This window comes from Chryseobacterium sp. Bi04, assembly GCF_918698085.1.
GTDB lineage: Bacteria > Bacteroidota > Bacteroidia > Flavobacteriales > Weeksellaceae > Chryseobacterium.
Genome location: NZ_CAKKLP010000004.1, coordinates 273,111 through 298,392, shown reverse-complemented (window position 1 = coordinate 298,392; position 25,282 = coordinate 273,111). Strand labels below are relative to the sequence as shown.

Below are 25,282 nucleotides of genomic sequence, written 5' to 3'. Positions count from 1 at the left end.
CTATTCTTTTGTTGGTGAGTTTACTGTATCATTCTGTCCTGAATCTTTTTCGAAAGTTTTCTTAGAAATTCCATCAATGTGATCAATAGACATCGTATTACTTCTTTGGCCTGTAGAAATGCAGACATTGATAATGACAATAATCGTCAGCACAACATAACTACCGAAGAAAACCTTGGTCAGGAACCTTTGACGCTCTACCGGAAGAACTTTCCAACGACTTTCAACCTTTACAACATAATTTTCGATTGTATCTCTTAGTTTTTTCATTACTTTCCTTTTAGCGTTCAACCGTTTCTACATCTCTATTTTCAAGCACGTTGAATTTTTCAATGGTAAATCCCTGCGGATTGCTGTCAGACCGTACAGAATTAACCAATGAACAGGAGGTGATTAAATTTCTGATGGTAAGATTGCTGGATCTGATAATGAACTGCCTGGAGTACGTTTTTACGGCATAAGGATAACTTTCGAAGTTCGCAACAACGCTGTCCACTTCAATCCTCTGCTGAATATTTCCTGAAATGATCCTGTTATAGTAACCTTTTTCCTGAAGGTCTTTATAGTAGTTAAATGCAGATTGATCAGCCAAATTGAAAGCCCTTTTTACATTGCTTTCAATAGCATTCTTATCAGGAGCGATTGTGAAGAACAATTCATGAAATCGTCTTACATGCTCTCTCGCTTCCACAGGCCTGTTAATCGACATATCCTGCGATAGCGCTACCATTAATGATTTACCGTTATCCAACACATAGATCTTTTGACGCTGCTCTTCTGCAAACTGGTAGGACTTGAATACGACCACGCCTACCACACCAAAACATAACACCGCAAAAACAAACGTAAACAAACGAATCTGCTTGAAGCTGTTCTCAATATTTCTTAAAGTTTTAAATTCCATAGAACTGTATATTTATTTTAATAATCTTCCCGAAATATTTCCTGTTGCCGAACCTACTGCGGCTCCCGCAACATTGCCGGACTTTGAAGCGGTCTGGTTTACATTACGCATAAAATTACCGGCACCTCCTGCCTGAATCACCCAGCCTGTCACTGTTGGTACCGTAAAATAGCCTATGATCCCAATCACCATATAGATGATGTACACCGTATTGGAAGTATCAGGAATAAAGGTAGGATCTGCCAGCATTTCGATATCCCGTTCTAAAATCAAGGTTTGTATTTTGGCAAGAATCGCACTGAATATATCCGCAACAGGAAGCCATAGGTAAACACTGACATATCTGGTCAACCATTGGGTTAAAGTGGTCTGAAAGCCATCCCATACTGAAATCGCAAATGCAATGGGTCCCAAGATTGATAGTACGATCAGAAAGAAGGTTCTGATGGTATCAATAACTAAGGCTGCCGATTGAAACAATATTTCAAGAAACTCCCGAAAACCATCTCTGATATCTTTCTTGATGGCAAACATCTGCCGTTCAATATACATTCCGGACATCGTGACCAAATCTGAAGGTGACCATCCCAGCTCTTCCAGCTTTTTGTCAAATTCTTCATTGGAAATCAAATAGGCCATCTCTGGGTTTCTAAGCATGGCTTCACGCTCCAAAAGATCTTTCTTTTGCTGGAGGTCATTCATATCCATTACTTGATTTTCCAGCATGGCATGACTGCCCTGAACAATGGGACTCATCACCCCATTCAAACTTCCTAAAACCAATGTCGAGAAAAACATAATGCAGATGCCAATGGCAAATGGTCTCAACATGGGAAACAAATCAATAGGTTCCGCACGGCTCAATGACTGCCAGACTTTTAATGCCACATAAAACAAAGCGCCTAAACCTGCAACTCCTTTTGCGACAGCCGCCATATCGGCGCACATCGGCATCATTTCTTCATATACGGTACGCAGTACTTCGTGTAAGTTGTTAGGTTCCATTTTACCAGTATTTTTGGTTCGAGGTTCCGTAAAGATCTAACACCCTTTGGGTATTGTTTTGTTTTTTAGCTCTCAGGTAGCTGACCGAAATATTCTTGTTGGTGTAGTATCTTACCAGATTATGATACGCTTTAACCTCTTTATACACCCGGTCAACAACATCCATCCTTTCTTTATCATTAAGTGATAAGCCGCTGGAAGTAATAATCTCCTTCAGCTCTTTCAATAGCTCCGTACTTTCTGTAAGAAGCGCAGAATAACCATTGGCAATAGAAGCTAATTCCTGAGCACTGAAGTTGGGGTCATTCAGCATTTTACCGAAATTATTCACATACATTTCAGAAACATCACCCACCAAAAGAACAGTCTGCTGAACTTTTCTGGCATCTTTGACAAGGTTGTTGACCGCTTTAAGCTTATCGTAATATTCTTTGCCCTGCTCATACACCTTTTTGACCTCATTGAAGTTCTTAACGACGTTGGAAACGGTTGATGAAGTCTGCACAATTTCGTTGGCTGAATTCAGAATTCCGGATGCCAGATTAGCAGGATCTGTTACGACAAATTGCGCTTGTGCAAATGTTACGGTAGTGAAGAATGCTACCATCATGGTTTTGATGATTAAGTTTTTCATTGTTGTAAAATTTTAAATGATTTAATTGTCTTTCGTATTCGATTTGATTCTCTTTAGAGAAATCCGCTTGATGGCATGTTCGACATTCCCATCAAGTTCTGATGCAAGATTCATCACTTCCATCTTTTCTGTTTCTTCAGTAGTATAAGCCAGATATTCTTCGGTAGAAACTTCAGTCGCATAGACCGCAGAGTGCGTTCCTCCTAATCCAATCCAGACTTCCTTATACAATCTTCGTGGATCATTGTTCATATTGATAGAAAGTACCTGAGCTTTTTCCTTATCAGTCAATCCCAGCATGGCCTGAATGTCATCGAACTTGTTCATATACTTACGCTGATCGAGAAGGATTTTACAGTCCGAATTGTTGATGATACTTTCCTTCACAATCGGTGATTGTATGATGTCATCAACTTCCTGAGTCACCACAATAGCTTCTCCGAAAAATTTTCTGACTGTTTTGAAAAGATATTTGATATACTCTGCCATTCCCTCCTTTGCAATGGCTTTCCAGGCCTCTTCGATAAGGATCAGCTTTCTGATTCCTTTAAGTCTTCGCATCTTATTGATGAAAACTTCCATGATGATAATGGTCACAATGGGAAACAGAATTTTATGATCTTTAATGGCATCGATTTCAAAAACTATAAAACGTTTGGATAATAAGTCAAGCTGCTTTTCTGAATTGAGCAGATAGTCATATTCGCCTCCTCTGTAGTAAGGTTCCAGCACATTGAGAAAGTTGGCAATATCAAAGTCCTTTTCTCTCACTTTCTTCTGCTCCAGAACTTTCTGATAATCCTCTTTTACATACTCGTAGAAACCGTTGAAAGAAGGATGCTGATCATTGGATTTAATCTTTTCAATATATCCGCTGACTGCATTGGAAAGGGCCACCTCCTCTGAACGGGTCGGTGGTTCATCATCTCTTTTCCATAGTGTCAGAATCAATGTTTTAATACTCTCCCTTTTTTCGATGTCAAAGATTCCGTCATCGGTATAGAATGGATTGAAGGCAATAGGATTGTCTTCTGTATAAGTAAAATATACCCCGTCCTCTCCTTTGGTTTTACCTTTAATCAGTTCACATAATCCCTGGTAGGAATTTCCGGTATCCACCAGAAGAACATGAGCGCCCTGCTCATAATACTGTCGTACCATATGGTTGGTAAAGAAAGATTTACCGCTGCCTGAAGGACCAAGGATAAACTTATTTCTATTGGTGATAATCCCCTGCTTCATCGGCAGATCTGAAATATCCAGGTGAATAGGCTTTCCCATTAGGCGGTCAGCCATCTTAATCCCAAATGGTGAAGGCGAATCCTGATAGTTGGTTTCTTCAGTGAAAAAACATAGAGCAGGTTCAATAAATGTGTAGAAGCTTTCTTCACTTGGAAAATCGCCTGCATTCCCCGGAATGCCTGCCCAATATAATGTTGCTGTGTCGGTTGTATTATGACGGGGTTTACATTCCATTAATGCTAAAGCACTGCCTGTATCATTTCTTAACTGCTTTAGCTCAGCAGGATTATCGGACCATGACATGACATTGAAATGAGCGCGGATAGATTGCAGACCGAAAGAATGAGCTTCGTTCAGATACTTTTCAATCCACTCCTTATTGATCTGATTGGCTCTGCTGTACCGTGCAAGCGAATGCATGTTCCTAGCAGATTTTTCAAACTTGTTCAGGTTCTCATCACTGTTGTCAATGAACAAATACTGATTATAAATGTGATTACAGCTTAACAGAAGTCCTACGGGAGAAGCAAATGACAGAAGACAGTCACTGCGGTCTGTACTTAACTTTTCATAACGGCTGTGAGATGTAACAGTACCGGGCAGATCTTCTGTATCCGATAAGGTGTGCATAGTGATGCGATTGTTACCAATCCGCATTTCTTCAGATCCGAGCTTAATATCCTGTAATGATGGATGAGTATCTCGTGATAAAGTAAGATACTGTTCCAATAGTCCTGATCTTTCGCGGGTTCCTGAGATCTCATCTTCAGTCAGCCTTTCCAAATGAATGTAACCACTGTCATTCATGATCCGCTCCAGCTGGTCGACCGCTTCAAAAAAACGACTGATTACCTCTTTATCCTTAATCTCTTTGGGAATCAGCCTGCCTTTGCAGAGAGATGAGAAGTTGCTCTGCATCCGCATTCTTTCCTTACTGGTTTTTGTAATGAACAGGTAGCAGTAATGATTTAAAAAGGGTCTCTCATTGAAATGCCTTTCAAATGATTTTGACAAAAAACTCTGATCTTCTCTCGATAAATCAGGATTGTAGTTTTCTTTAATAAACCAGTCCTGTTTATGGACGACCGTAAAATCAGGCAGTGTTTTAATCGCCTTGAACCAGGCGGAATGCATAGCTTCGTACTCAGCGGAAGCAACGGTAAACAGTTCTGGAAGTTTTACTTTAAAGCAAATCGTAACATCAGCGTCCTTTGAAATGATGCAATCATTTTCAATCGCAAGCAATGGAAATTTACTCTCCAACGTTGCTGCTTTGGAAGAATTTCTCATACGTATGCTCTTTTACGGTTAGTTTTCAGATACCGGTAAATACTCTTACGGCTGATGATATATTTGGGATGTTTCTTGCGGGCGCCTGCTTTCATCAGACCGTACTCACCGTATTTTCTATTCAGTGCGAAGGTCTGCCAGATCAAAAGTCCACTGCTGGCTCCTCCAAGAATTAAGCACAGATACATATTAACGCCAGCCATATACATGATCATTACGGATACAAGTATCCCTAATAGTCCGCCTGAAAAAATAAAAAGGTATTGTGCTTTAAGACCCTTAAATTCTACCGTCCTGCCTATTCCCTTATTAATGTGATAGCTATTCATAATCATCATTTTAAAGGAAGAATGAGCGAAGAATAGTTGCGGCAACAATTAAAAAGATACATGCTCCGAACCAACTCGCAGCAGTCTTACTGGTGTCTGGATCACCGCTGCTGAACTTGTTGTAAACCTTAACACCTCCAATGAGTCCTACTACCGCACCAATCGCATAGATGAGCTGGGTAGCGGGTTCAAAATAAGAGGTGACCATCTGTGTAGCCTCGTTGATTCCAGCTGAACCGTTACCTTGACCGAAGACTGAATTAATTGTTGCCAATACTAAAACCGCATACAGCAATTTTTTTCTTTGTTTTTTCATAATGAATAGATTTTTAATGATGAAACCCGCACTTTACGGGCTTGAAGACAAAGATGTAATGGACCCGGAACTATTTGAGAGGGATGGCAGCAGGAGGAACCTTTTGGCCGTTAACTAACAGTATCCTTCTCGGCATTTGATTACAATTAATTGTAAATTTGTAGGGAATTTCAAAAAAGAAATCATGGATAAAAGATTCACTGACATTATTGAACTCATCAACCGATCTCGAAACAATGCGATAAGAAAAGTCAATGAAGAACTGATCGATTTATACTGGAATATAGGGGAATATATCAGCAAGAAGGTAGAACTGAGCGAATGGGGACAATCGGTGGTCAAAGAACTGTCTCAATACATCCAAGCCCATGATCCTCAGATCAAAGGTTTTTCCGATAAAAATCTCTGGAGAATGAAGCAGTTCTATGAGTCCTATAAGCAATTTCCAAAAATCTCAACACTGTTGAGAGAAATTAGCTGGTCTCATAATTTGTCCATTTTTTCCAGATGTAAAACTATTGAGGAACGCGAATTCTATATTAAGCTGACTAAACGTGAGAACTACAGCTTTCGTGAGCTTGAGAGACAGATTTCCAGCAGCCTGTTTGAAAGGACGATGATCGGAAATTCAAAACTCTCAACAGTGTTGAGAGAAACCAACGCAGACATTGCCAATACCTTTAAGGACAGCTATGTCTTTGACTTTTTGAATTTACCTGAAACGTTTAATGAAAGTGATCTCCAAAAAGGACTCATTCAGCAGATGAAAAACTTCATCCTGGAATTAGGTAGAGATTTTTTATTCATCAGTGAAGAATATAAAGTACAGGTAGGTAATTCTGATTTTTATATTAATCTTTTATTCTTCCATAGAGGTCTGCAATGCCTGGTCGCATTTGAACTTAAAGCAGATAAATTCAAACCCGAACATTTAGGTCAGCTCAACTTTTATCTGGAGGCACTGGACAGGGATGTCAAACGTCAGAATGAAAACCCAAGCATTGGCGTACTGCTGTGTAAAGACAAAGATAGTGAGGTGGTAGAATATGCGCTTAGCAGAAGTCTGTCTCCTACCATGGTCTCTGAATACAAGACCCAGCTTCCGGACAAAAAAGTTCTTCAGCAGAAGCTCCATGAATTGTTTGATAACAGACCAGATTGAAGTTTCTTTAAATAGTAAAGGGGAATTTGTTTAGACAAATTCCCCAATGTCGAAACTGTCCGAAGAATTATTACGTCTAAAAGAAATGATCTTGTCATCATCCGGAATGCTCGCTGTCACTAAAGTGGCAATTCTTTTCGAAGCATCTCCTAATGAATTCTCTAAGAGATCAAAAAGCTCGGTTTCCTGAATTTTTTGAATGATCTCTACTGCTTGCTGTTCTAAGTCAGTATCCAGCATGTCCTGCTGAAGCAACTGACCCGCAGTACTCAATTCCTGAAAGGTAACCCCTGTAGCGAACCCGCTTTCAATAGTAGAGTTTTCATCTATCCAATCTTCATACTCCTCCCATTCATCATTTTTGATGAGAATATCATTGATATTTTTACTCTGGTCAATAGGCTCAAATTCCTCTTCTTTGGTTTCTGATTCAAAATTATCAACAGTAAGTATATCAGATTCACCTTGTCTTTCCCTGGCATCGATTGGCAAAACCTGTCCTTCTCTTTGCTTTGTAGCTCCCATAATGGAAGGCACACTCTTATTGGTATCACTGTGATTTTTCCCTCGGACATTGACCGAAAATTTTCTGTCTAAAAGAATCAGCATAATAATGATGAGCAAAAAGATGATGATGAGTTGTTCCATATGATTAAGAATTAAAAGATTGGACGGTATTTATTGTTGAAATCATCAGTAATTTCCTTTTCAAACATTTCAAAATGATATGCCAGAATATTATCCAGATAAGCATACAATGGAATCTGGTCTTCTGCAATAATCTGAATAATACGCGAAAGCCGCTCATGATATTCAGGACGGATATAGATGCTTTTATCACCACGCTTAGTCATTGTATGATGAGTAAGAAACTGCTCCATATAAGTTATATCATTGCTCTTCTTACTCTTCAACTTATTTTTTTGTACTTCTTTTTCCTTTGAAACGTCAGCATTTTGAATCGGTAATTCTTTCTTTGGACCTCCCGCCATAATAGACATCAAATACTGCTCATCGATACCATTTTCCTTATTGTTCTTTTTTTCATTTTCCATACTGCTATAATTTGACAATTTTCAGAAATTCTTCTACAAACTGATCAAGCCTGCATTGCGTTAACAGCTTAGCATCTGCAGGCAGTAGTGTAGACCGAAAAACCGTCTTTGCTGCCGGCTCCCCTTCTTTCCGAAATCTTTTACTATCTGCAATGGTCGTTTCCATAAGCTGAAGCCTTAAGTCTGTAATCACTTTGCTGTAATTTTTGTACAACATGGTCCTTTCTCTTCCATCAAACTGATTCCAAAAAAGCCGGATGGTTTTTATTTCCGTATGTTTTTCTTTCATCAGTACATTAATCAGTACATCTGTAAAACTTAAAGTACTTTCCAATACAATACGATCTGCTGTTATGGGGGAAAAGATATGATTGACACTGGTCAATGTTTTCAGTATACCTGCGGTATTGACCGTGCCAGGTAAATCTAAAAATATGGCATCAGGGATTGTATCCGTATTATTGATGTACCGTTCAACCTCATTCATTACTGTTTCACTGCTGCTTTTAAAGATAGGATATGCTTTTTTGTTAATGGTAGTAAACTGTCTGTGTGCTAATTTTTTAAGAATCTCATTTTGCATCACTGTCTTTAAATCCCGTTCTCTCATCTGGAGTAAACTATACTGTGGAAAATCACAGTCGAAAACGGCAACATTATATCCTAAACGATAATGAAGAATACTTGCCAGAAGTACTGTAAATGTACTTTTCCCTACTCCACCTTTTTGAGTGGAAAATGTAATAATGGATGGTTGTTTTTTCGTTTCCATTTTGCTTGAATTTGAGTTAAACGTAATTTGAAAGAATGACTGAATGCAGGCCCCTGGCAGTCAATACTTCAGGTTCTCTGCCTTGTTTTCATTATTGCTGGCTGGGATTCTTGATATCTGCATTGACTTCTATCACTATTCACTGACTGCCATCCATCTTGCCATCCTGGGAGAATGATTTCCTGATTCCCATTTCTCACATATGATATCGTGATGGCTTGAATTCAGGAAAGCTGGAAAGCCGGATTTCCTCTGTTCAATATTTCTGTCAGATCTTCAGCTATGAAGTCATGCGCTCAATCTGATGCAAATGAATAGTATTTCTTTGGGGGATGTTTTTTCATGGTTGGTTTTGGCTTTAAGTGACTGTCCTTGGCATTCTTTCCAATACTGTCTCTTTAAAGCATAGTGATTTACTTTGTTCCAGAAAGCTGAGTGGTCAGGGGAAATTTACCGGTCTTCATACTACGCAGTATGACATCTGCTCTCTTAGTGATATTTCCTTTCACCCGAAAGGGGCAAGTTATGTTTTGAGTGCCTCATAACTTTTTTCGTGCCTCAAAACAACTTGCCCTGGCTGGGGCTTTAAAAACCACTCCGAAGTCGTGATTTTCTTAACATTAAATTAGAGAATATGGAAACAAATAGAAACAATAAAGGAGGGCGTAAGCCTAAGCTAAACCCAAGTAAAAACAGGTATGTATTTCGATTGACAGATGAAGAAAATGTTGGTTTTCTAAAATTATTTGAAGCTTCAGGCATGAGCAACAAAGCAAAATTTATTACAACAATTTTGCTTCAGAGAGAATTAAAAATTATAAAAGTTGATGTTTCAACGATGGATTATCATACTCAACTCACTAAATTTTTCTATCAGTTTCAGTCGATTGGAAACAATTACAATCAGATTGTAAAAATTTTATATCGAAATTTTACTGAGAAAAAAGCTTCTCTCTATCTCTTTAAACTGGAAAATCATACTAAAAATCTAGCTGTAATCTGTAAACAGGTGATAGAACTCACGAAAGAATTTGAGCAAAACCATATTCAAAAAACTACTTATAAATGATCGCAAAAATTGGAAAAGGTGAAAATCTTTGGGGTGCGCTTACCTACAATCAGCAAAAAGTAGACAACGAAAATGGAACGGTTTTATACACTAATAAGATTCCCGATTTGTGGGATCGACCTTATTCGGTCAAATTTTTTCATCAGTATTTTGAACCCTACTTGATTGCCAATAACAAAACTGAAAAACCGGTAAGACATATTTCTCTTAATCCTGATCCTAACGATAAGGTGGATGATAAAGATTATAGAGAAATGGCTCAGCAATATATGACGGAAATGGGGTATGGCAACCAACCCTATGTCGTTTTTAAACATACGGATATTGATAGAACTCACATCCATATCGTCACCACCTGTGTACAGATCGATGGGAAGAAAATATCAGATCGCTATGATCACCCCCGATCAATGGAAGCCTGTAGAAAACTGGAAAAACAATATAACCTGAAAGTCGCTGGTGAGAACAGAAATTTAAATCAAAGCTCTATTTTTAAACCTGTAGATTATACTAAGGGAAATATCAAAACACAATTATCATCCGTAATAAGACATATCCCTAAAATCTATGGCTTTCAAAGTATGGGTGCTTATAACGCTTTACTCTCTCAATTTAATATTTCCTGTGAAGAGGTTAGCGGAGAACTGCATGGAAAGATGAGAAAGGGAATGGTTTATTTTGTAACGGATGAAAATGGAAAAAAAATAAGCAATCCTTTTAAATCATCCCTTTTTGGTAAGCATGCAGCAGTAGAAAACATTCAGGTGCTCATTGAGAAATCTAAAGTGAAAATGAAAAATGATCCTTCAAAACATATTCTTAAAAGAACGGTAGAAACTGCACTCAGCACGAGTAAATCGGAAGCTTCTTTTAAGTCTCAATTTTTGGAACAGGGAATTGCTACAGTTATTAGAAAAAATAATCAGGGAAAAATATACGGAATTACATTCATAGACCATAACTCCAAATCTGTTTGGAATGGTTCACAGTTGAGTAAAGAACTTTCAGCCAACTCATTCAATACACTGTGGAATGAGGTAGAAATAAAGCGTGAAACAAAATACGATCATAATGATCACTTTAATTTATCTCAGGAAATATGCAAACAACAATTTCTTACGGATAGCATCAGCGGAGTTTTTGACGGATTTTTTAGCAGTTTATTATCTTCAGATACTAATGAGGATCAGGAGGAACAAATTTTCGAATCACAAATGAAAAAGAGACAAAGAAAAAGAAGAAAAAAATAATATTCTTTTGATAAACTACCTTTATAATTATACTCTCAGAGACATAGTCAGCCAATGTATTCTTGCAACGGCTCATTCATAATTAAGAATGTGCAATCCAGTATTTATGCGTCTAAAATGTAATATGCAGGGTGAAGACGATTTAAGAGGGCTTGCCAAAATCATGGCGTTTATGCGAGCGGTCAGCATTATCATGGTACTAATGCATCTGTACTGGTTTTGTTATGGATTTTTTGCACATCAACAATGGACACTGGAACTCATCAATAAGATACTTCATCATTTTAACAAGACAACGGGTCTTTTTTCTCAACCTATTTATTCTAAGCTGTTCACAATAGTTTTACTGGCTTTGAGTTGCCTCGGAACAAAGGGAGTCAAAAATGAAAAGATCACTTGGAAAAAAATTAGTATTGTTTTTTCTATTGGTTTTGTCTTATTCTTTTTAAACACAATCCTCTTACAATCTGCCAGCAGTTTCACTTCTGTACTTTATATTCTATCTACCGGTTCCGGATACATCTTCCTGATGCAGGCAGGAGTCTGGATAAGCCGTTTACTCAAAACCGACTTAATGACCGATGTTTTTAACAATGAGAATGAAAGCTTTCAGCAGGAAACCCAATTACTCTATAATGAATACTCTGTTAACCTTCCTACACAATTCTATTATCAAGGGAAGTGGCATCAGGGATGGATTAATGTGGTGAATCCTTTTCGTGCCACCATTGTCTTAGGAACTCCAGGCTCAGGAAAATCCTATGCTGTTGTCAACAACTATATAAGACAACATATTGAAAAAGGATTTTCCATGTATATCTATGATTTTAAATTCGATGATTTGTCTACTATTGCGTACAACCATCTTCTCAATCATTCTGCTGCTTATACCGTAAAGCCGAAATTCTATATCATCAATTTTGACGACCCCAGAAAAAGCCATCGATGCAATCCCCTAAACCCCAATTTTATGACAGATATTTCAGATGCATATGAAGCTGCCTACACCATTATGCTGAATCTTAATAGAAGTTGGATCCAGAAACAGGGTGATTTCTTTGTCGAAAGTCCCATTATATTGTTAGCGGCAATCATATGGTTTCTTAAAATTTATGAAAATGGTAGATACTGTACTTTTCCACACGCTATTGAACTGCTAAACAAAAAATATGAAGAGGTATTTACGATATTAACATCGTATTCTGAATTGGAGAATTACCTCTCTCCTTTTATGGATGCATGGCAAGGAGGTGCCCAGGATCAGCTACAGGGACAAATCGCATCGGCTAAGATTCCTTTGTCTAGAATGATCTCACCACAATTGTACTGGGTAATGACCGGCGACGATTTTTCTTTGGATATCAATAATCCCAATGAACCTAAAATATTGTGCGTCGGAAATAATCCTGATCGTCAGAACATCTATTCTGCCGCTCTGGGACTATACAATTCAAGAATTGTTAAGTTAATCAATAAAAAAGGACAATTAAAAAGTTCTGTCATTATTGACGAGCTTCCCACTATTTATTTCAGAGGCTTGGATAATTTAATTGCTACTGCCAGAAGTAACAAAGTTTCTGTATGTCTTGGGTTTCAGGATTTTTCTCAGCTAACAAGAGATTATGGAGACAAGGAAAGTAAAGTGATTCAGAATACGGTCGGCAATATTTTCAGCGGTCAGGTGGTTGGGGAAACAGCAAAAACCTTATCCGAACGCTTTGGAAAAGTACTGCAAAAAAGACAAAGTATATCCATCAATAGGAATGATACCTCTACCTCCATCTCTACGCAATTGGATAGTTTGATTCCAGCTTCGAAGATTTCTACCCTGACTCAGGGATTTTTTGTAGGTGCAGTATCAGATAACTTTGACGAAAGGATTCAGCAGAAGATTTTTCATTCGGAGATTGTTGTGGATAGTATTAAGCTTTCTCAAGAAATGCAAAACAATCAGAATATACCGCTGATTCGATCCTTTATTGATCAGGAGGGCAATGATTCGATGACCAAACAGATCCAAGATAATTACAAAGAGATTAAGACTGATGTTCTTAGCATCATCACGAATGAGATGGATCGAATAAAGAATGATCCTGATTTGCAGTATTTAATCAAAAATGATTAAAATAGAAACCTCAAATCATACTGTATTTGAGGTTTAATTTGATCTTCAGTTATTCAGCTTCATGAGTCATAAAATGCTGGTTGAGATTGTCACCAACCAGTTGAAGGAATTTGGTAGGTCCCTGTTTTCTGGTGCGGATTTCAAAGACCGTTTTATGGAAATTGCCAAGATCACAATCCAATGACTTTTCAACAAATTTTATGACTTCGCTTAATTCTATATTCCCCCCATTAAAACAACGCATTTGGTAAAGGGCATAGATCAGTTCTATAAGACCTACCTTTGATCCCGACCAGCTAAGAGGAGAAAGTAGTTTTGATGCTGTATCTTCACTAGAACCTTCAATCTGCCTTTTTACATACTGATCAAATTGCTGATTGGAAATAAATCTGGCGATCATATGATCGTGTGATGTTGTAAAATTGGGATCATAGTTATAAAAACCTGATGATAGCTTCATTTTCAAATCATATGAATTACGGACAAATATCTTATGGTCGAGATAAGTCGCCTCACGTTTATAATAGCTGTAGAATTCGGAATGTTCCAAATAGAAGTTTTTTAACTTCTCTTGCTCTGCCTCATAATATTTTTTTAAAGTTTTATTTCCTGCAGCCGGCTTATGGGCCTCAATATCCAGTACCGAAGAGTAATAAATAAATTTTGAAATAAACTGTGGTTTTAGCTTTTTAAAAAAAAGTACTTCTTCAGCAATATGATCAAAATGATGATCGGAAACCAGAAGTTTCAATTTCCTTATAGACTCGTCAATGATGAGTAAAGCCTTTTCAGAAATTTTGATCATATCATTTCCATCTGCGTAGACTTCATTAATCTTTACATCCAGATCTTCCAATAACTGTGAAGTTCTTTTAAAAATAGTTTTTGTTACCATGTCCTTTTTTCAGGAATTTACAAAAATTCGCTAAAGCAGGACTTAATCAACTAATACCCAGCTCCTTCTTTCGATTTCTTATATAATCTGCCGGGCGGATACCGTTGATATCGAAAAATAGATCTGAAAAATGCTGGCGGGTTGAAATACCCGATTCTTCCGCAAGAGCTTCAATGGTATACAAGAGATATTTTCTTTCTGAGTTGAGTAAGTGTGTGATATAAGAAATTCTGAGCCCATTGATATAGGTCTTAAAATTGGTGCCTTTGTTTTCATTGATGAAAGTTGAAAGATAAGATGTATTGGTGTTCATTTTAAGAGCTAGTATCCCTAATGTTAACCCCTTTTGTGTAAATCCGTTTTCAATTTCAAATTTCTGGAGTCTCAGATCCAATTCTTTATAAAGTTCTTCAGGAAGCCCCGTTTTTATAGTATTTACGCTAATATCCTGTTTATCAATAATTAATATATCGTATTGCTTATTATTGAGTTTGTCCTGCAATAACAGATATTTCAATTTTATATTTTGTTCCTTACGGTACTTTATAACGAAAAGACACAGAAAGAATATTGTCGATACAATAAATATAAGAATATACGTCATACGGCGCGAACTCATATTCTCCAATCTGTTTTTGCTTTCAGTGAGTAATCTTGTATCGTACTCTCTATGTATTTTCGACGATAGGTAGGTGAAATCTTTGTTAATAAGTTTATCAACCTTCAATAGCTGCTTGGTATAATACAGCTGTTTGTCCCGATCGCCTTTTTCCGAATAGTACGTTATAAGATCTTCGTACGCCGGTCTTACTTCAGGAAGAATAAATGTATGCCGGTTAAAAATCGAATCAACTTTCTCCAGATAATATAATCCTTTATTCTCGTTACTTACCATATGGTTCTTTCCCAAGTAGTAATAAATTACGGATAACCACGAAAAATCATTTGACTTTACCATCTCTTGTAAAGCAGAATGCAGATCATGGATACTTCCTGCATAATTTTTATGGTGATATGCGGAGATGCCGCGGCATTTCAACAGATAGCTTTTTTCCAGTAAAAACCGATCCTGATCAGCAAGATGCAGAAGTGCTTTATCAACGAGATCGTCTGCCATTTCATACTGTTTAAGATTTCGATAACAGATCACCATTTGATGTATCGAATTAAAATAGCCTCTTTTAAAATTGAATAAGGTATTCGGATGACTTTTTTCTTTACTTCTTTTTTCAAAGAAGGCACTGCATTGTTTAAACAAATCTAAAGCTTCCTGATAAAATCCCAAATAACTTTTTACAACACCCAGATGATATATGATTTTTTGATGCAGATACTCATCCTTACCATTCTTAGAATATTCATAAGCTTTCAGATACTCTGCCAGAGCAGGTTCATATTTCTTAAGGTTAAAGTAATAAAAGATTCCTTTGCCCAAATAGGCATCACCGATAAGCTCCGGCTGCTTCGACCTTAATGCTGCATAGATTGTACTGTCTGCATAGGAAAGTTTTCCTTCGTTGGACGGAGTGAAATAGACGGCAAATTTATAAGCTTCAGAAAGCCTTACAAAATCAGAATCCTTCTTTGCTTTTGATATATAAATTCTTAAATACCTGAAAGCCGTAGAATCATTCTTTTCAAGGTTTTCATATTGACTTCTCAGCCAAACATAGCCATTCCTGCTTTTCTCCGCATGGAAATCAGTGATGGGCAAAAACAGCAGCAATATGATCATGATACATTGTGAGGTCGTCATGGTGATTAGTTTTTGGCTGAAAGAGTCAAATTTAGCCAAAAAAAGACAATAAAAGCCAGATAATTAAGTAAATCACAATTATGTGTAATATTTATTGAAAATCATTTATCCATAAAGAGATTTTACAGGATTATAACCGTCATTATTTATAAATGGTGACGTCTTCTTTTGAAAAGCTGATCCAATATCAGTTTTTTATGCTCCGGTTTCAAAATACCTTTGGTCTAAGAATTCTAATAAATACCCCTAACCGGTTGGGAATAACTTAAATCAATATCAATATGAAAAAGTATATTCCTTACATCATTTTAACGATAGCAGTAAGCATAGCAACTTTAAGCTGCAGGCAGAACGATATGATGGATGAAGTTGAATCACAGATCATCTGCAATCCTGAAGACAGTAAATATTTTTCCCAAAAACTCAGGACACAACGAGAACAGAAATACATCCGGCGTCAGATCCCCCAATAAAGGATACCCACGACTGGCGGATCAATGGAAATAATCCTTAAAATATTAAGATATGATTCCCCATCACTTACCCCTGATCTGCAAAACAGGCTTACCATGTCCAAGAAGTGGCATTTGGGAAAGTATGGGGAATTTCAAAACAACCTGTCCGGTTTCCAAAGGTTCCAGAATGCCAGATTACTGCGGAGAGAAAATAAAGTGGATCCTGATAAGAGCAATTTAAATTAAATAATTACACCATGAAAATATCAACAATATCCATCAGCATTATAAGCTATTTCTTTATCTTATTATTTGTATATGCTGCCGTGAGCAAAATACTTGACTTTGAAAACTTTCAGATCCAGATTGCGCAGTCACCTTTATTGAGCACCTATGCAGGTATCACTTCATATGCTGTGATTATTGCTGAGCTTCTCATATCCTTTTGTCTCATACTTCCAAGATATCGTATATATAGTTTATACAGTTCACTTGGGCTCATGACCTCTTTCACAATATATATTTATCTGATTATTCATTACAGTGAATTTGTACCATGCTCCTGTGGGGGTATTCTCGAAAAACTGGGTTGGGATGAGCACCTTATTTTTAATATTGGCTGTGTTATCATGGCAGCCATAGGCATTTATCTCACTGTCAAGCTCAAACAAAGATTTTTAAAAACCTCCGTATGGATTATCTCTACGATCATTTTTAGCTTTTCCCTGGTACTGATCCCCTTCATTTCCTCCGAACAGATGATGAAGAAAAATAATAATTTTATAAGACGTTTTCCCCATCATCCGATTTTACAGGATAAGAGCCTTGATTTAGGAGCTAATTCTTATTATTTTGCAGGCATAAGTAACGGAAAAGTAATTCTCGGTAACTATATCAGCCCGCTTACCATTACGGAGATTGATTCTTCTTTCACAACTTTCAGCCAGCATACCATAAAGCTTGATCACTATGATCATCCATTTAAATCTTTAACGCTTTATATCCGAGATTCACATTTGTACCTTGCTGACGGAAGCGTGCCCGTCATCTATCGTGGAAATCTCAATACTTTTTCTGCAAAAACTGTGAGTTACAAAAAAATGTATTTTGACCAGCTGCAGGTATTGGACTCTACACAGATTGCGTTCAGAACTTTTAATCCTAATACCAAAATTCGTTCGTTAGGAATTTTACAATCAATCTCAGGCAATTATCATCTAAACGATAACATTATCAAAAAACAAAAGGATGGTCTTTTTGATACGGATGGCCAGCTTATAGCAGACAGCCGTACCAATACCTATTATTACATCTACTACTACCGTAATAAAATTGTTACCATAAAAACATCGGAAAATTCTTTCTCCGAGCAAAATACCATCGATACTACCCATATTGCAAAAGTTCAAAGCACCATACTATCCAATGGAAAAACAAAGATGACTGCTCCGCCCCTTGTGGTAAACAAAATGGCAACGGCCTGCCTGGGAGTAATTTTTAACCAATCGAATCTCATGGGAAGGTTTGAGAATAGGGACCAATGGAAAACCAATGCTATTATTGATATATACAATGCCGAGAATAAAAGTTATAGCGGAAGTTTTTATGTTCAGAACCAGCATAAAAATAAAATGACAGGAATGCTGGCTGGCGATAATTACTTCTATACACTTATAGGCAATGAGATCATCCGGTATCGTTATGCGCAGACGATCATGGAAGATTTCAGAAAAGGGGAAGCCGAAAACCTTAGATCAGAGTAGGCAAAACAACAAATCCAAATACTATGAAAAAGTTCATTCTGCCTGTCTTCATTGTCATGATAGGCGCAACATCTGCTCTGGCTAGCAATGTTAACAAAAGCAGCACGAAAGTCCCTGCAACAGGGTACGTTTTTCGCCCTGCCGAAGCTATTAAATGTGTCAATGCTCATGTGACATGTGACACATCAGGTAACGTTATGTGTACTGCAGATCTCGGAAATGGCCCTGAACAGCTTTTCCAAAGGATCAATAACACCTCATGTCCGAACTCACTTTTTGTAAAACCTTAATTTAAAAAGGATGCCCAAAAGGCATCCTTTACTTGTTAATCAATCCTGTTTATCACTTCCTTTCATCCAATCTGCTTTTGCCCCATCTTTAAGGTGATATTCAAACCACTGCTCGACTCTTCGGGCGATATCTATTTTATTGGACCGCTTCAGGAATCCATGAGCTTCATCCTGATAAAACAAAACGACAGCTTCTTTTTTATTTCTTTTTAATCCTATATAAAACTCCATTACCTGATTCCAATCTATATTTTTATCATTGATTCCTGTCCAGAGGAATATGGGTGCACTGATTTCGGATACATTGTAAATCGGGCTGTTTCGAATATACAATTCCTTATAATCTTTAAAACTTCCCGGCATTTTATACTGTCCGTTTTCAAACTGCCAATAAAAAGGTCTCAGGAAATTGTAATTATATGAAAAATAAGACCGCATCAAATCACTGTTTCCCGCTCCCGAGGCATAGGCTTTAAACCGGTCTGAATGGGTGGCTATAAAATTACTCTCATATCCTCCATGGGAATACCCGATGAGTCCCAGTCTTGTAAAATCAATGGACTTCAATCCGGATACAGCATCCAGGGCACTGTTCACACAATCCAGAGCCGAGAATCCCGTCCCTCTTTTGTCAAAAACAATATCGGGAAGAAACACAAAATACCCACCCTCAAGATAAGAACGTATGTTTAGGCCCTCAGTACGCTCGAAAAACCCATCACGCAAATACTGATTGCCTAAGTGGCTTTGTCTCTCATATACAATAGTGATCATGGGATAACGTTTTTTATCACTAAAATCCAAAGGGTAGTATAAAATACCGGTAAGGTCTGCTCCTTCGGAATTTTTATAGCTGATCCTCTCACTACGAATCCTTCCAACCTCTATATCATCCCGGTTGCTCTTATAAATGATTTTTGCTTTCGAGCCGTTAAATGCCTTAATATAGGTTGGAACATTATAATCCTCAATACTGACAGCCAGCAGCCTGCCATTCTTATGTTCAATTTTATCGATCCGTTCTCTTGTAGGAGCCAGCAGCATAACCTTTTTACCGGATTGGTAAGAATAAGAGAGGATGGCTGTCAGATCATTTTTTTTATCATACATTTTTATAATCAGGGGCTCTTTGCTGTTATATAGATTCTTATTCCCATTGGGGTAACTGCTTATACCCTCTCCTCGAATTGGATTTACAATGGTAGAATGGAACCCATCCCGTAAGGGAATTTTCACCAAATCACCGATGTCTGTTTGATACCGCAACAGCCCGCCCTCCGTTTCAAACATGATATATTGATCATCCTCTGAAAAATAGGGATCTCCGGCATCCGCTATTTTCAACTTTTTTTCAGTTAGTGCATAAATATCATAAAGCACCCAATTATTGCGGGGATTAGACAATACAAACCTTCCTGTCGACCCGTAATAGAGCATATACCCTCCCTTTCCGATATATTGCCGCTTCCCATTCTCCACTTTATAACGGTACAAATCAAACTCAGGATATTGGTGAATATAATCCTGCGTTTTATAGTAATTATAACCGATAACATACACGCTGTCTCCAATATTTATTTTCTCCAGCGCTGTATCATCAGAATCCATTCTTAGTCTGCGGAGCTTCGGGTCCCAGACCGCTATTTCTTCCGACTCCCCACCTTGAAACTTCACTTCCAGTTTACGGTCATCCGCATTCCAGATGTCAGGATTACCAGGTAACTTAGCTGGATCAGCAGCGTAAGTGAGCCCAACCAGAAAACGCTCTGCGGTCCCCAGCTGGGAAATTGAAGCCGTCTTAAAATCCCGGTTCATATCACTGCTCAAATGAAATGCTTCATGGTTTCCGCTAATATAAACCAGATCCGTTTTTCCATTCTTTTCTGTAACCCATGCACTGGCTCCCTTGTCAGACCAGCTGCAATCCAGTATTTCCTGATCAGATGAATAGATTGCTTTTTCCGGCATTTTCAGATCATACAGCAGGTTTTTCCCTACCTCCTTTTTCATAAAAAACACATCACTCCCCTTTACAAAAAACCTTGTAATATTTTTATATCTGTCTTTCAGATCCCCTTCTTTCCAGATTTCCAGATCTGTTCCTGAAGATGAAGCTCCCCGTAATACTACCCACTTATTCTGAGACTTTATAAATTCCGAACTGACCACATGATTCCAGCTTTTACTCACTCCGGAATTAAGGTTGATCATCTCAGCACTACCTTTTCTTATTAAAAGAAGATTTGAATGGCCGGTAAAATAAAACCTGGACACGCCTGCATACTGTTTCACGGTCTCAGGCTTTTTATGATCTACCAAAACAACGGTGTCCCTGCTTTCCTCATAGGTCTTCCGAAACGCTGTCCACTTTCTATCCGGTGATGTTTCCTGAAACATAATCGTGTATCTAAGATTATGATACCTGGGATTAAATCTATCCTTTTTAACAGTCTGGCTTATACCGGGTATCCAAAAAAACAGAATGACGATGTATAATAGTTTAATAGCCTTCATTCTGGGGATTTAAATTAGGGTTGAGTAATAGTTCATTCAGCGGTATAGGCCAAATCCTGTGGTAAGATTTCCAGTTGGGCTTTACAGCGAGAAGCCGATCTAACTTATCCATTCTTTTCAGATCAAAGAACCGCTGTCCTTTCTCCGTAAAGAATTCCCGTCTTTTTTCCTCCAGGAGTTCATTAAGAAACATATCCTGTGTAAGTCCTGTTGCAACAGCGGCAAGACCTGCCCTCTGTCTGATATGATTAAGATAAACAGCAGCTGCTGCTATTTTTCCCTGCCTGGCCATCGCTTCAGCCACAATACAATATCCCTCTTCCAACCTGAAAATAATCGAGTACTCTGTCGTATTGGGGTCTAGGCTTTTATATTTATAGGCCCTGTACCATGTCTGTCCGTTAAAGCTAACAGGAAGTGTCCAGTACTGTTTTCTAAGGTCTGTATCAGAGAAAGACGTCATAAGATCCGTTGAAAGCGCATAGGAAGAAGGCGCTGCATTGGTAAAATAATACAGCAAAGCCTCCGCGGTGCCATCATTCTCATTCTGAGGTTTCATCTGCCAGAGAATATGTTTTCCGGTCTTCAAAAACACTTTCTTTACATCCTCTTCAAAAGTATATAGCGGACTATTAACTACTTCCTTCCCCATCTGTTCTGCCTCTGTCCATTTTTTCCGGGACAGGTACACTTCAGCTAAAACCAGCTGTGCCACCTTACGGTTAGGGTACAGCCTCTCAGCATTCTGAAATTCATCAGCCAGCATTTCCATAGATTTTTGAAGATCTTTTTCAATATGGTTCAGCACTTCATTTTCAGGCATCCTTTGAAGGCTCTTATTGATCTTAAAATCTGTTGTTTCCGTATAGGGAATATCACCAAATAAACGCTGAAGATTAAAATAGATCATTGAACGCACCAGGAGCGCTGTGCCGGTAATGCGCTGTCTGTCCTTCAGCGGTATTGCAGAAGCCCCTTCCAGACCCTCTACAATCGAATTGGTCATATAAATTTCTTTATAAGCATTACGCCATATCAGTTCCACACTGATATTCCCGGCAAGCTGCTGATTATGATAAATATCCTGGCAGCATTGGTCGTACTTGTGAAGTAGGCATCCAGTTCATCCGTATAGCTTGATAAAAAAGCTGAAAGCCCGTTACTGCCTCCTGAAAACATGGAGTTATCCCTCACTTCTGCCAGCAGATTTGCCAATGCTGCATCGGCGGTATGGGTGTCTTCAAACACCGCAGCTGTACTGATCTGATCAGTGGGCGGATCAATTTCCACCATTTTTTCACACCCCGGAATAAGGATCAAAAAAAGCATCCCCGCCCCTATTATTTTAACGATATTGTATTTCATGATTTGATATTTAAAAATTAAGCTGTATCCCAAAAGCAAAGGTTTTAAGCGGCGGCAGATATCCGGGTACAGTAAACTCGGGATCCAGTCCGAAGTATTTTGTCCATGTCCAGAGGTTTTGCCCCTGCACATAAAGCGTTGCATTTTTAAAGAAGCTGTCACGGCCCTCAATACGGTAATTAAGCTGTATATTTTTAAGCCTGATGAAAGAAGCGTCTCCTATGGCTGCCGTACTATTCCTTAAGTTAGCCGTCAAACTGTTTATGGCGGTATTTCCACCCGCTGAGTAAGGCATAATGAGTCCTCCCGGATGATCCGCTGACCACACATCCAGAAAATCTACAGGCATATTATTCATGGTACCTGGCACAGCCATTCCTCTTATATAGTTCCAGCTTCTCTGTTTCACGAAATACAGCAGAAATGAAAGGCTTATATTTTTATAGGAAATCTGGTTCTGCCAGCCTCCGTAATATTTCATGCCTATATTTTCTATCGCCTGCGCATCTGCCGGAGCTGTAATTTTCCCATCCCCGTTAAAGTCTTTAAACCTGTACTGCCCTGTTACCGGATCAATTCCTTCATATTCAAAAACCCGTACCATGGAGGTAGGATACCCCACTTTATAGGTATTGGCATAGGTAGACCCTTCCAGTCCCGGAAATTCAATAAGCTTGTTTTTAGGAATACTCAGATTAAGCCCCATCTCCCATCGCAGAGGGGTCGATTTAAGAATATTGACGTTGAGTGATAGCTCCCAGCCTCTGTTTTCCACTGTAGCTCCAAGATTGGCCGTTACATTTGAAAAACCTGTGATAGAAGGCAGGGGAATCCCCACCAGCTGATCCGTTGAACGGTTTCTGTAAAAGGCAGCCGTCAGCATGATTCTGTCTTTTAGAAATCCCAGTTCCAGAGCCGTTTCCAGCTTCTTTGTCTTCTCCCAGCTATAGGCAGGATTATAAAGCCTTGACGGATACAGCCCCGTTATCCCGTCATAATTCGAATCCCCTATTGTATAGGTATTCAGAAACTGGTAATCTCCTATAAAATCACTTCCTGTTACGCCATAACTTGCCCGAAGCTTTCCGAAGCTCAGCCACTTCCAGGAATCGAATATCGGTTCTTTAGTAAAGAGCCAGGCAAGCCCTGCCGCTCCGAATTCCGCTACCCGGTTGGAGGGTCCGAATCTGCTTGAGGCATCACGGCGTCCTGTAATATTGAGTATATACCGATCCTTCCACTTATAATTAATCCTGGCATAGAGGGCTGCATATCGATAAGGATTGGTTACCTGATTGGAGATTATCTTCGTTGAGGCAGCGCCTATGTTTCCAATGAGGGCATTGCTCGGAAAACCTACCCCCGTCATTGAAGAAAGTTTAGTGGTTGTCTGCTGAAAAGTAGTTCCTACCAGAATATCCAGTTCATGATTTCCCAGTTTCTTTGCCCACGAAAGCTGAGGTTCTATAATATAGGAGAACATCGTATTGCTGCTTTTGGAAGCTGAAGAATTCTCTGAAGTCATTCCATAGGCCGGATTGTACATGGTACTGGGCAGTAAGGAAAGTTCCTCCAGGTTCTGGTAATTAATCCCGCCATTGGCCTTCAGTACAAAGTCTTTCCAAAATCGATAGGATAGGTTCACACTGGAATTCCACTGCCATACTTTATTCGAATAGGTACTCTCCAACGCTGCAAACGGATTGGTGAAGGTATTGTTCTCCCAGTTAAGGTTTCCATCCGCTCCATATAGTGCAGGCGCATTGGGACTCAGGGTCAGTGCCTTTAAAGTAAGATCCGTATTCACCACATTATTGGAAAGCGATGAAAACATATTGGAAGCCTCTATTCTGAATCTTCTATCCGCTGAGCTATGGCTGAATGAGGAATTCAGTATATTGGTTTTATAATGAAAATCCCCCGGAAATACCGTCGTCTGGTCATTATGGGAAAAGCTTACCAAAAAGGTGTTATTTTCTGTCCCGCCACTAAGGCTTGCCTGGGTTATGCTTCCTGTCGCCGTCTTCCCTATCAGTTCTTTCTGCCAGTTGGTATATCTTCCCTGATCCCAGACTCCATTCACATCATAAGCATTGGAAGGGAACGTCATTATCCCGTCATTCCTGTAAGCATCTCTACGCATGGAAAGATACTGCTGGGTATTCATCATTTTCATACGGCTTCCCACACTGCTTATACTGTAAGCGGTACTGATCATCCCGCCTAATCTCCCTTTCTTACCTTTCTTGGTGGTTACAAGTACCACACCATTGGCTCCCCTTGATCCATAAATAGCTGTTGCATCTGCATCTTTCAGAATCTCTATGCTCTCTATATCATTAGGGTTGATGGCATTGAGCGGACTTATATTTTTAAGCGGAACCACTCCCACTGAAAGAGCTGAGTTCAGCTGCCCTCCCACCGGAATTCCATCAATCACATATAAGGGCTGATTTCCGTCTACCACACTATTGGAAAGATTCCGCAGACTGTTCCTGCCCCGGATCTGGATATCATATCCGCCTCCTGCTACCCCTGAATTCTGGGTAATACTTACTCCTGCCATTCTACCCTGTGCCGCAGAAAGCACATTGGTTACAGGTTGATTTTCGATATCTTTTGCTGAAACTTTGGCGATACTACCGGTTCTTTCTTTGTCTTTAACCTTATAGTAGCCAGCGTTGAGAATAACTTCTTCGATTCCCTTTACTTTTTGTTCTAAGCTGATATTAACGACCTTCTGATTAGTAAGTGTGAATTTTTCTTCTGTATAATCAGGGTGTCTGAACAATAGGACGGTATTTTCTGCTGAAACCTGTAAAGTATAGGTTCCGTTGTTGCCGGTCATGGTTACCTGATCACTGCCCTCTTGGGAGATGACAACTCCTGAAAGGGGTTTGCCTGATGAGGTTATGGTACCGGAAATGGTGCGTACTTGGGCTTTTGTACCAATGCTTACAGCGGTAAACATAAGCCCAAAGAAAATGCCTCCTATATGGTAATAGGAATTTTTCATAGATTTGTAAAGGTTTTTAATTTTTAATTAATGACTTAACCATGCTCTTTCCTGATGTTTTAGTCGACTTACGGG

Annotated in this window: 24 protein-coding genes; 8 read left to right on the top strand and 16 right to left on the bottom strand. The window is 38.8% G+C overall.

Annotated features, from left to right (window positions below):
- From LQV47_RS09255 to LQV47_RS09225, 7 genes are read right to left on the bottom strand one after another with little or no spacing between them, the layout of a single operon-like run.
- Positions 1–270 carry a hypothetical protein gene (locus LQV47_RS09255; protein ID WP_230036144.1) on the bottom strand — a complete coding sequence of 90 codons (270 nt, stop codon included), beginning with the start codon at positions 268–270 and terminating at the stop codon, positions 1–3.
- Positions 271–280: 10 nt separating this feature from the next.
- Entirely contained in the window at positions 281–904 is a 624-nt protein-coding gene (traK, locus tag LQV47_RS09250) for a conjugative transposon protein TraK (RefSeq protein WP_230036143.1), read from the bottom strand.
- A 12-nt stretch (positions 905–916) separates the two neighbouring features.
- Positions 917–1,909, bottom strand: a complete 993-nt coding sequence (gene traJ, locus LQV47_RS09245) for a conjugative transposon protein TraJ (RefSeq protein WP_230036141.1) — start codon at positions 1,907–1,909, stop codon at positions 917–919.
- A gap of 1 nt (position 1,910) precedes the next feature.
- The gene (locus LQV47_RS09240; RefSeq protein ID WP_202269778.1) at positions 1,911–2,543 is read right to left on the bottom strand and encodes a DUF4141 domain-containing protein; all 633 of its coding nucleotides are present in this window, start codon (positions 2,541–2,543) and stop codon (positions 1,911–1,913) included.
- A gap of 21 nt (positions 2,544–2,564) precedes the next feature.
- Complete coding sequence (locus tag LQV47_RS09235) at positions 2,565–5,075, bottom strand: TraG family conjugative transposon ATPase (protein ID WP_230036139.1); 2,511 nt, start codon at positions 5,073–5,075, stop codon at positions 2,565–2,567.
- Positions 5,072–5,404 carry a DUF4133 domain-containing protein gene (locus LQV47_RS09230; protein ID WP_230036137.1) on the bottom strand — a complete coding sequence of 111 codons (333 nt, stop codon included), beginning with the start codon at positions 5,402–5,404 and terminating at the stop codon, positions 5,072–5,074. The genes LQV47_RS09235 and LQV47_RS09230 overlap by 4 nt, the downstream gene beginning before the upstream one ends.
- Positions 5,405–5,414: 10 nt before the next feature.
- Positions 5,415–5,720: a DUF4134 domain-containing protein gene (locus LQV47_RS09225; protein ID WP_142016305.1), complete on the bottom strand. Its 306-nt coding sequence runs from the start codon at positions 5,718–5,720 to the stop codon at positions 5,415–5,417.
- Positions 5,721–5,904: 184 nt separating this feature from the next.
- On the opposite strand from LQV47_RS09225, the gene LQV47_RS09220 reads away from it, so the two are divergent.
- On the top strand, positions 5,905–6,882 hold the full coding sequence (locus LQV47_RS09220; RefSeq protein ID WP_230036135.1) for a PDDEXK nuclease domain-containing protein: 978 nt from the start codon (positions 5,905–5,907) through the stop codon (positions 6,880–6,882).
- 30 nt (positions 6,883–6,912) lie between these two features.
- Here the strand turns inward: LQV47_RS09220 and LQV47_RS09215 are convergent, their stop codons facing one another.
- The 3 genes from LQV47_RS09215 to LQV47_RS09205 are packed head-to-tail and all read right to left on the bottom strand — an operon-like array spanning position 6,913 to position 8,709.
- Positions 6,913–7,530 (bottom strand): hypothetical protein, encoded by a 618-nt coding sequence (locus LQV47_RS09215; RefSeq protein ID WP_230036133.1) that lies wholly within the window; start codon positions 7,528–7,530, stop codon positions 6,913–6,915.
- A gap of 11 nt (positions 7,531–7,541) precedes the next feature.
- Entirely contained in the window at positions 7,542–7,937 is a 396-nt protein-coding gene (locus tag LQV47_RS09210) for a DUF3408 domain-containing protein (RefSeq protein WP_230036131.1), read from the bottom strand.
- Positions 7,938–7,941: 4 nt separating this feature from the next.
- A complete protein-coding gene (locus LQV47_RS09205) occupies positions 7,942–8,709 on the bottom strand; it encodes a ParA family protein (protein ID WP_230036130.1) in 768 nt (255 codons plus the stop codon).
- Positions 8,710–9,343: 634 nt separating this feature from the next.
- Here LQV47_RS09205 and mobA point away from each other — a divergent pair.
- From mobA to mobC, 3 genes are all read left to right on the top strand, one after another.
- Entirely contained in the window at positions 9,344–9,778 is a 435-nt protein-coding gene (gene mobA / locus LQV47_RS09200; RefSeq protein WP_230036128.1) for a conjugal transfer protein MobA, read from the top strand.
- Positions 9,775–11,028: a conjugal transfer protein MobB gene (gene mobB / locus LQV47_RS09195; protein ID WP_230036126.1), complete on the top strand. Its 1,254-nt coding sequence runs from the start codon at positions 9,775–9,777 to the stop codon at positions 11,026–11,028. The genes mobA and mobB overlap by 4 nt, the downstream gene beginning before the upstream one ends.
- Positions 11,029–11,152: 124 nt before the next feature.
- Entirely contained in the window at positions 11,153–13,153 is a 2,001-nt protein-coding gene (gene mobC / locus LQV47_RS09190; protein WP_230036257.1) for a conjugal transfer protein MobC, read from the top strand.
- A 49-nt stretch (positions 13,154–13,202) separates the two neighbouring features.
- Here mobC and LQV47_RS09185 read toward each other — a convergent pair whose 3' ends face one another.
- The gene (locus LQV47_RS09185) at positions 13,203–14,048 is read right to left on the bottom strand and encodes an RteC domain-containing protein (protein ID WP_230036124.1); all 846 of its coding nucleotides are present in this window, start codon (positions 14,046–14,048) and stop codon (positions 13,203–13,205) included.
- A 46-nt stretch (positions 14,049–14,094) separates the two neighbouring features.
- Entirely contained in the window at positions 14,095–15,804 is a 1,710-nt protein-coding gene (locus LQV47_RS09180; protein WP_230036122.1) for an AraC family transcriptional regulator, read from the bottom strand.
- A gap of 281 nt (positions 15,805–16,085) precedes the next feature.
- Here LQV47_RS09180 and LQV47_RS09175 point away from each other — a divergent pair, with 281 nt between their 5' ends.
- From LQV47_RS09175 to LQV47_RS22570, 4 genes are read left to right on the top strand one after another with little or no spacing between them, the layout of a single operon-like run.
- Positions 16,086–16,277, top strand: a complete 192-nt coding sequence (locus tag LQV47_RS09175) for a hypothetical protein (RefSeq protein ID WP_230036121.1) — start codon at positions 16,086–16,088, stop codon at positions 16,275–16,277.
- 24 nt (positions 16,278–16,301) lie between these two features.
- On the top strand, positions 16,302–16,505 hold the full coding sequence (locus tag LQV47_RS09170; RefSeq protein ID WP_230036119.1) for a hypothetical protein: 204 nt from the start codon (positions 16,302–16,304) through the stop codon (positions 16,503–16,505).
- An 11-nt stretch (positions 16,506–16,516) separates the two neighbouring features.
- Positions 16,517–18,022, top strand: a complete 1,506-nt coding sequence (locus LQV47_RS09165; protein ID WP_230036117.1) for a MauE/DoxX family redox-associated membrane protein — start codon at positions 16,517–16,519, stop codon at positions 18,020–18,022.
- A 23-nt stretch (positions 18,023–18,045) separates the two neighbouring features.
- On the top strand, positions 18,046–18,312 hold the full coding sequence (locus LQV47_RS22570) for a DUF6520 family protein (RefSeq protein ID WP_226798637.1): 267 nt from the start codon (positions 18,046–18,048) through the stop codon (positions 18,310–18,312).
- 39 nt (positions 18,313–18,351) lie between these two features.
- On the opposite strand, the gene LQV47_RS09160 is transcribed toward LQV47_RS22570, so the two are convergent.
- From LQV47_RS09160 to LQV47_RS09145, 4 genes are read right to left on the bottom strand one after another with little or no spacing between them, the layout of a single operon-like run.
- A complete protein-coding gene (locus LQV47_RS09160) occupies positions 18,352–20,826 on the bottom strand; it encodes a prolyl oligopeptidase family serine peptidase (protein WP_230036115.1) in 2,475 nt (824 codons plus the stop codon).
- Positions 20,813–21,832, bottom strand: a complete 1,020-nt coding sequence (locus tag LQV47_RS09155; protein ID WP_230036113.1) for a RagB/SusD family nutrient uptake outer membrane protein — start codon at positions 21,830–21,832, stop codon at positions 20,813–20,815. The genes LQV47_RS09160 and LQV47_RS09155 overlap by 14 nt, the downstream gene beginning before the upstream one ends.
- Before the next feature lie 29 nt (positions 21,833–21,861).
- Positions 21,862–22,191 carry a hypothetical protein gene (locus LQV47_RS09150; RefSeq protein ID WP_230036111.1) on the bottom strand — a complete coding sequence of 110 codons (330 nt, stop codon included), beginning with the start codon at positions 22,189–22,191 and terminating at the stop codon, positions 21,862–21,864.
- Positions 22,192–22,201: 10 nt separating this feature from the next.
- A complete protein-coding gene (locus LQV47_RS09145; RefSeq protein ID WP_230036109.1) occupies positions 22,202–25,207 on the bottom strand; it encodes a SusC/RagA family TonB-linked outer membrane protein in 3,006 nt (1,001 codons plus the stop codon).
- Between the last annotated feature and the right edge of the window lie 75 nt (positions 25,208–25,282).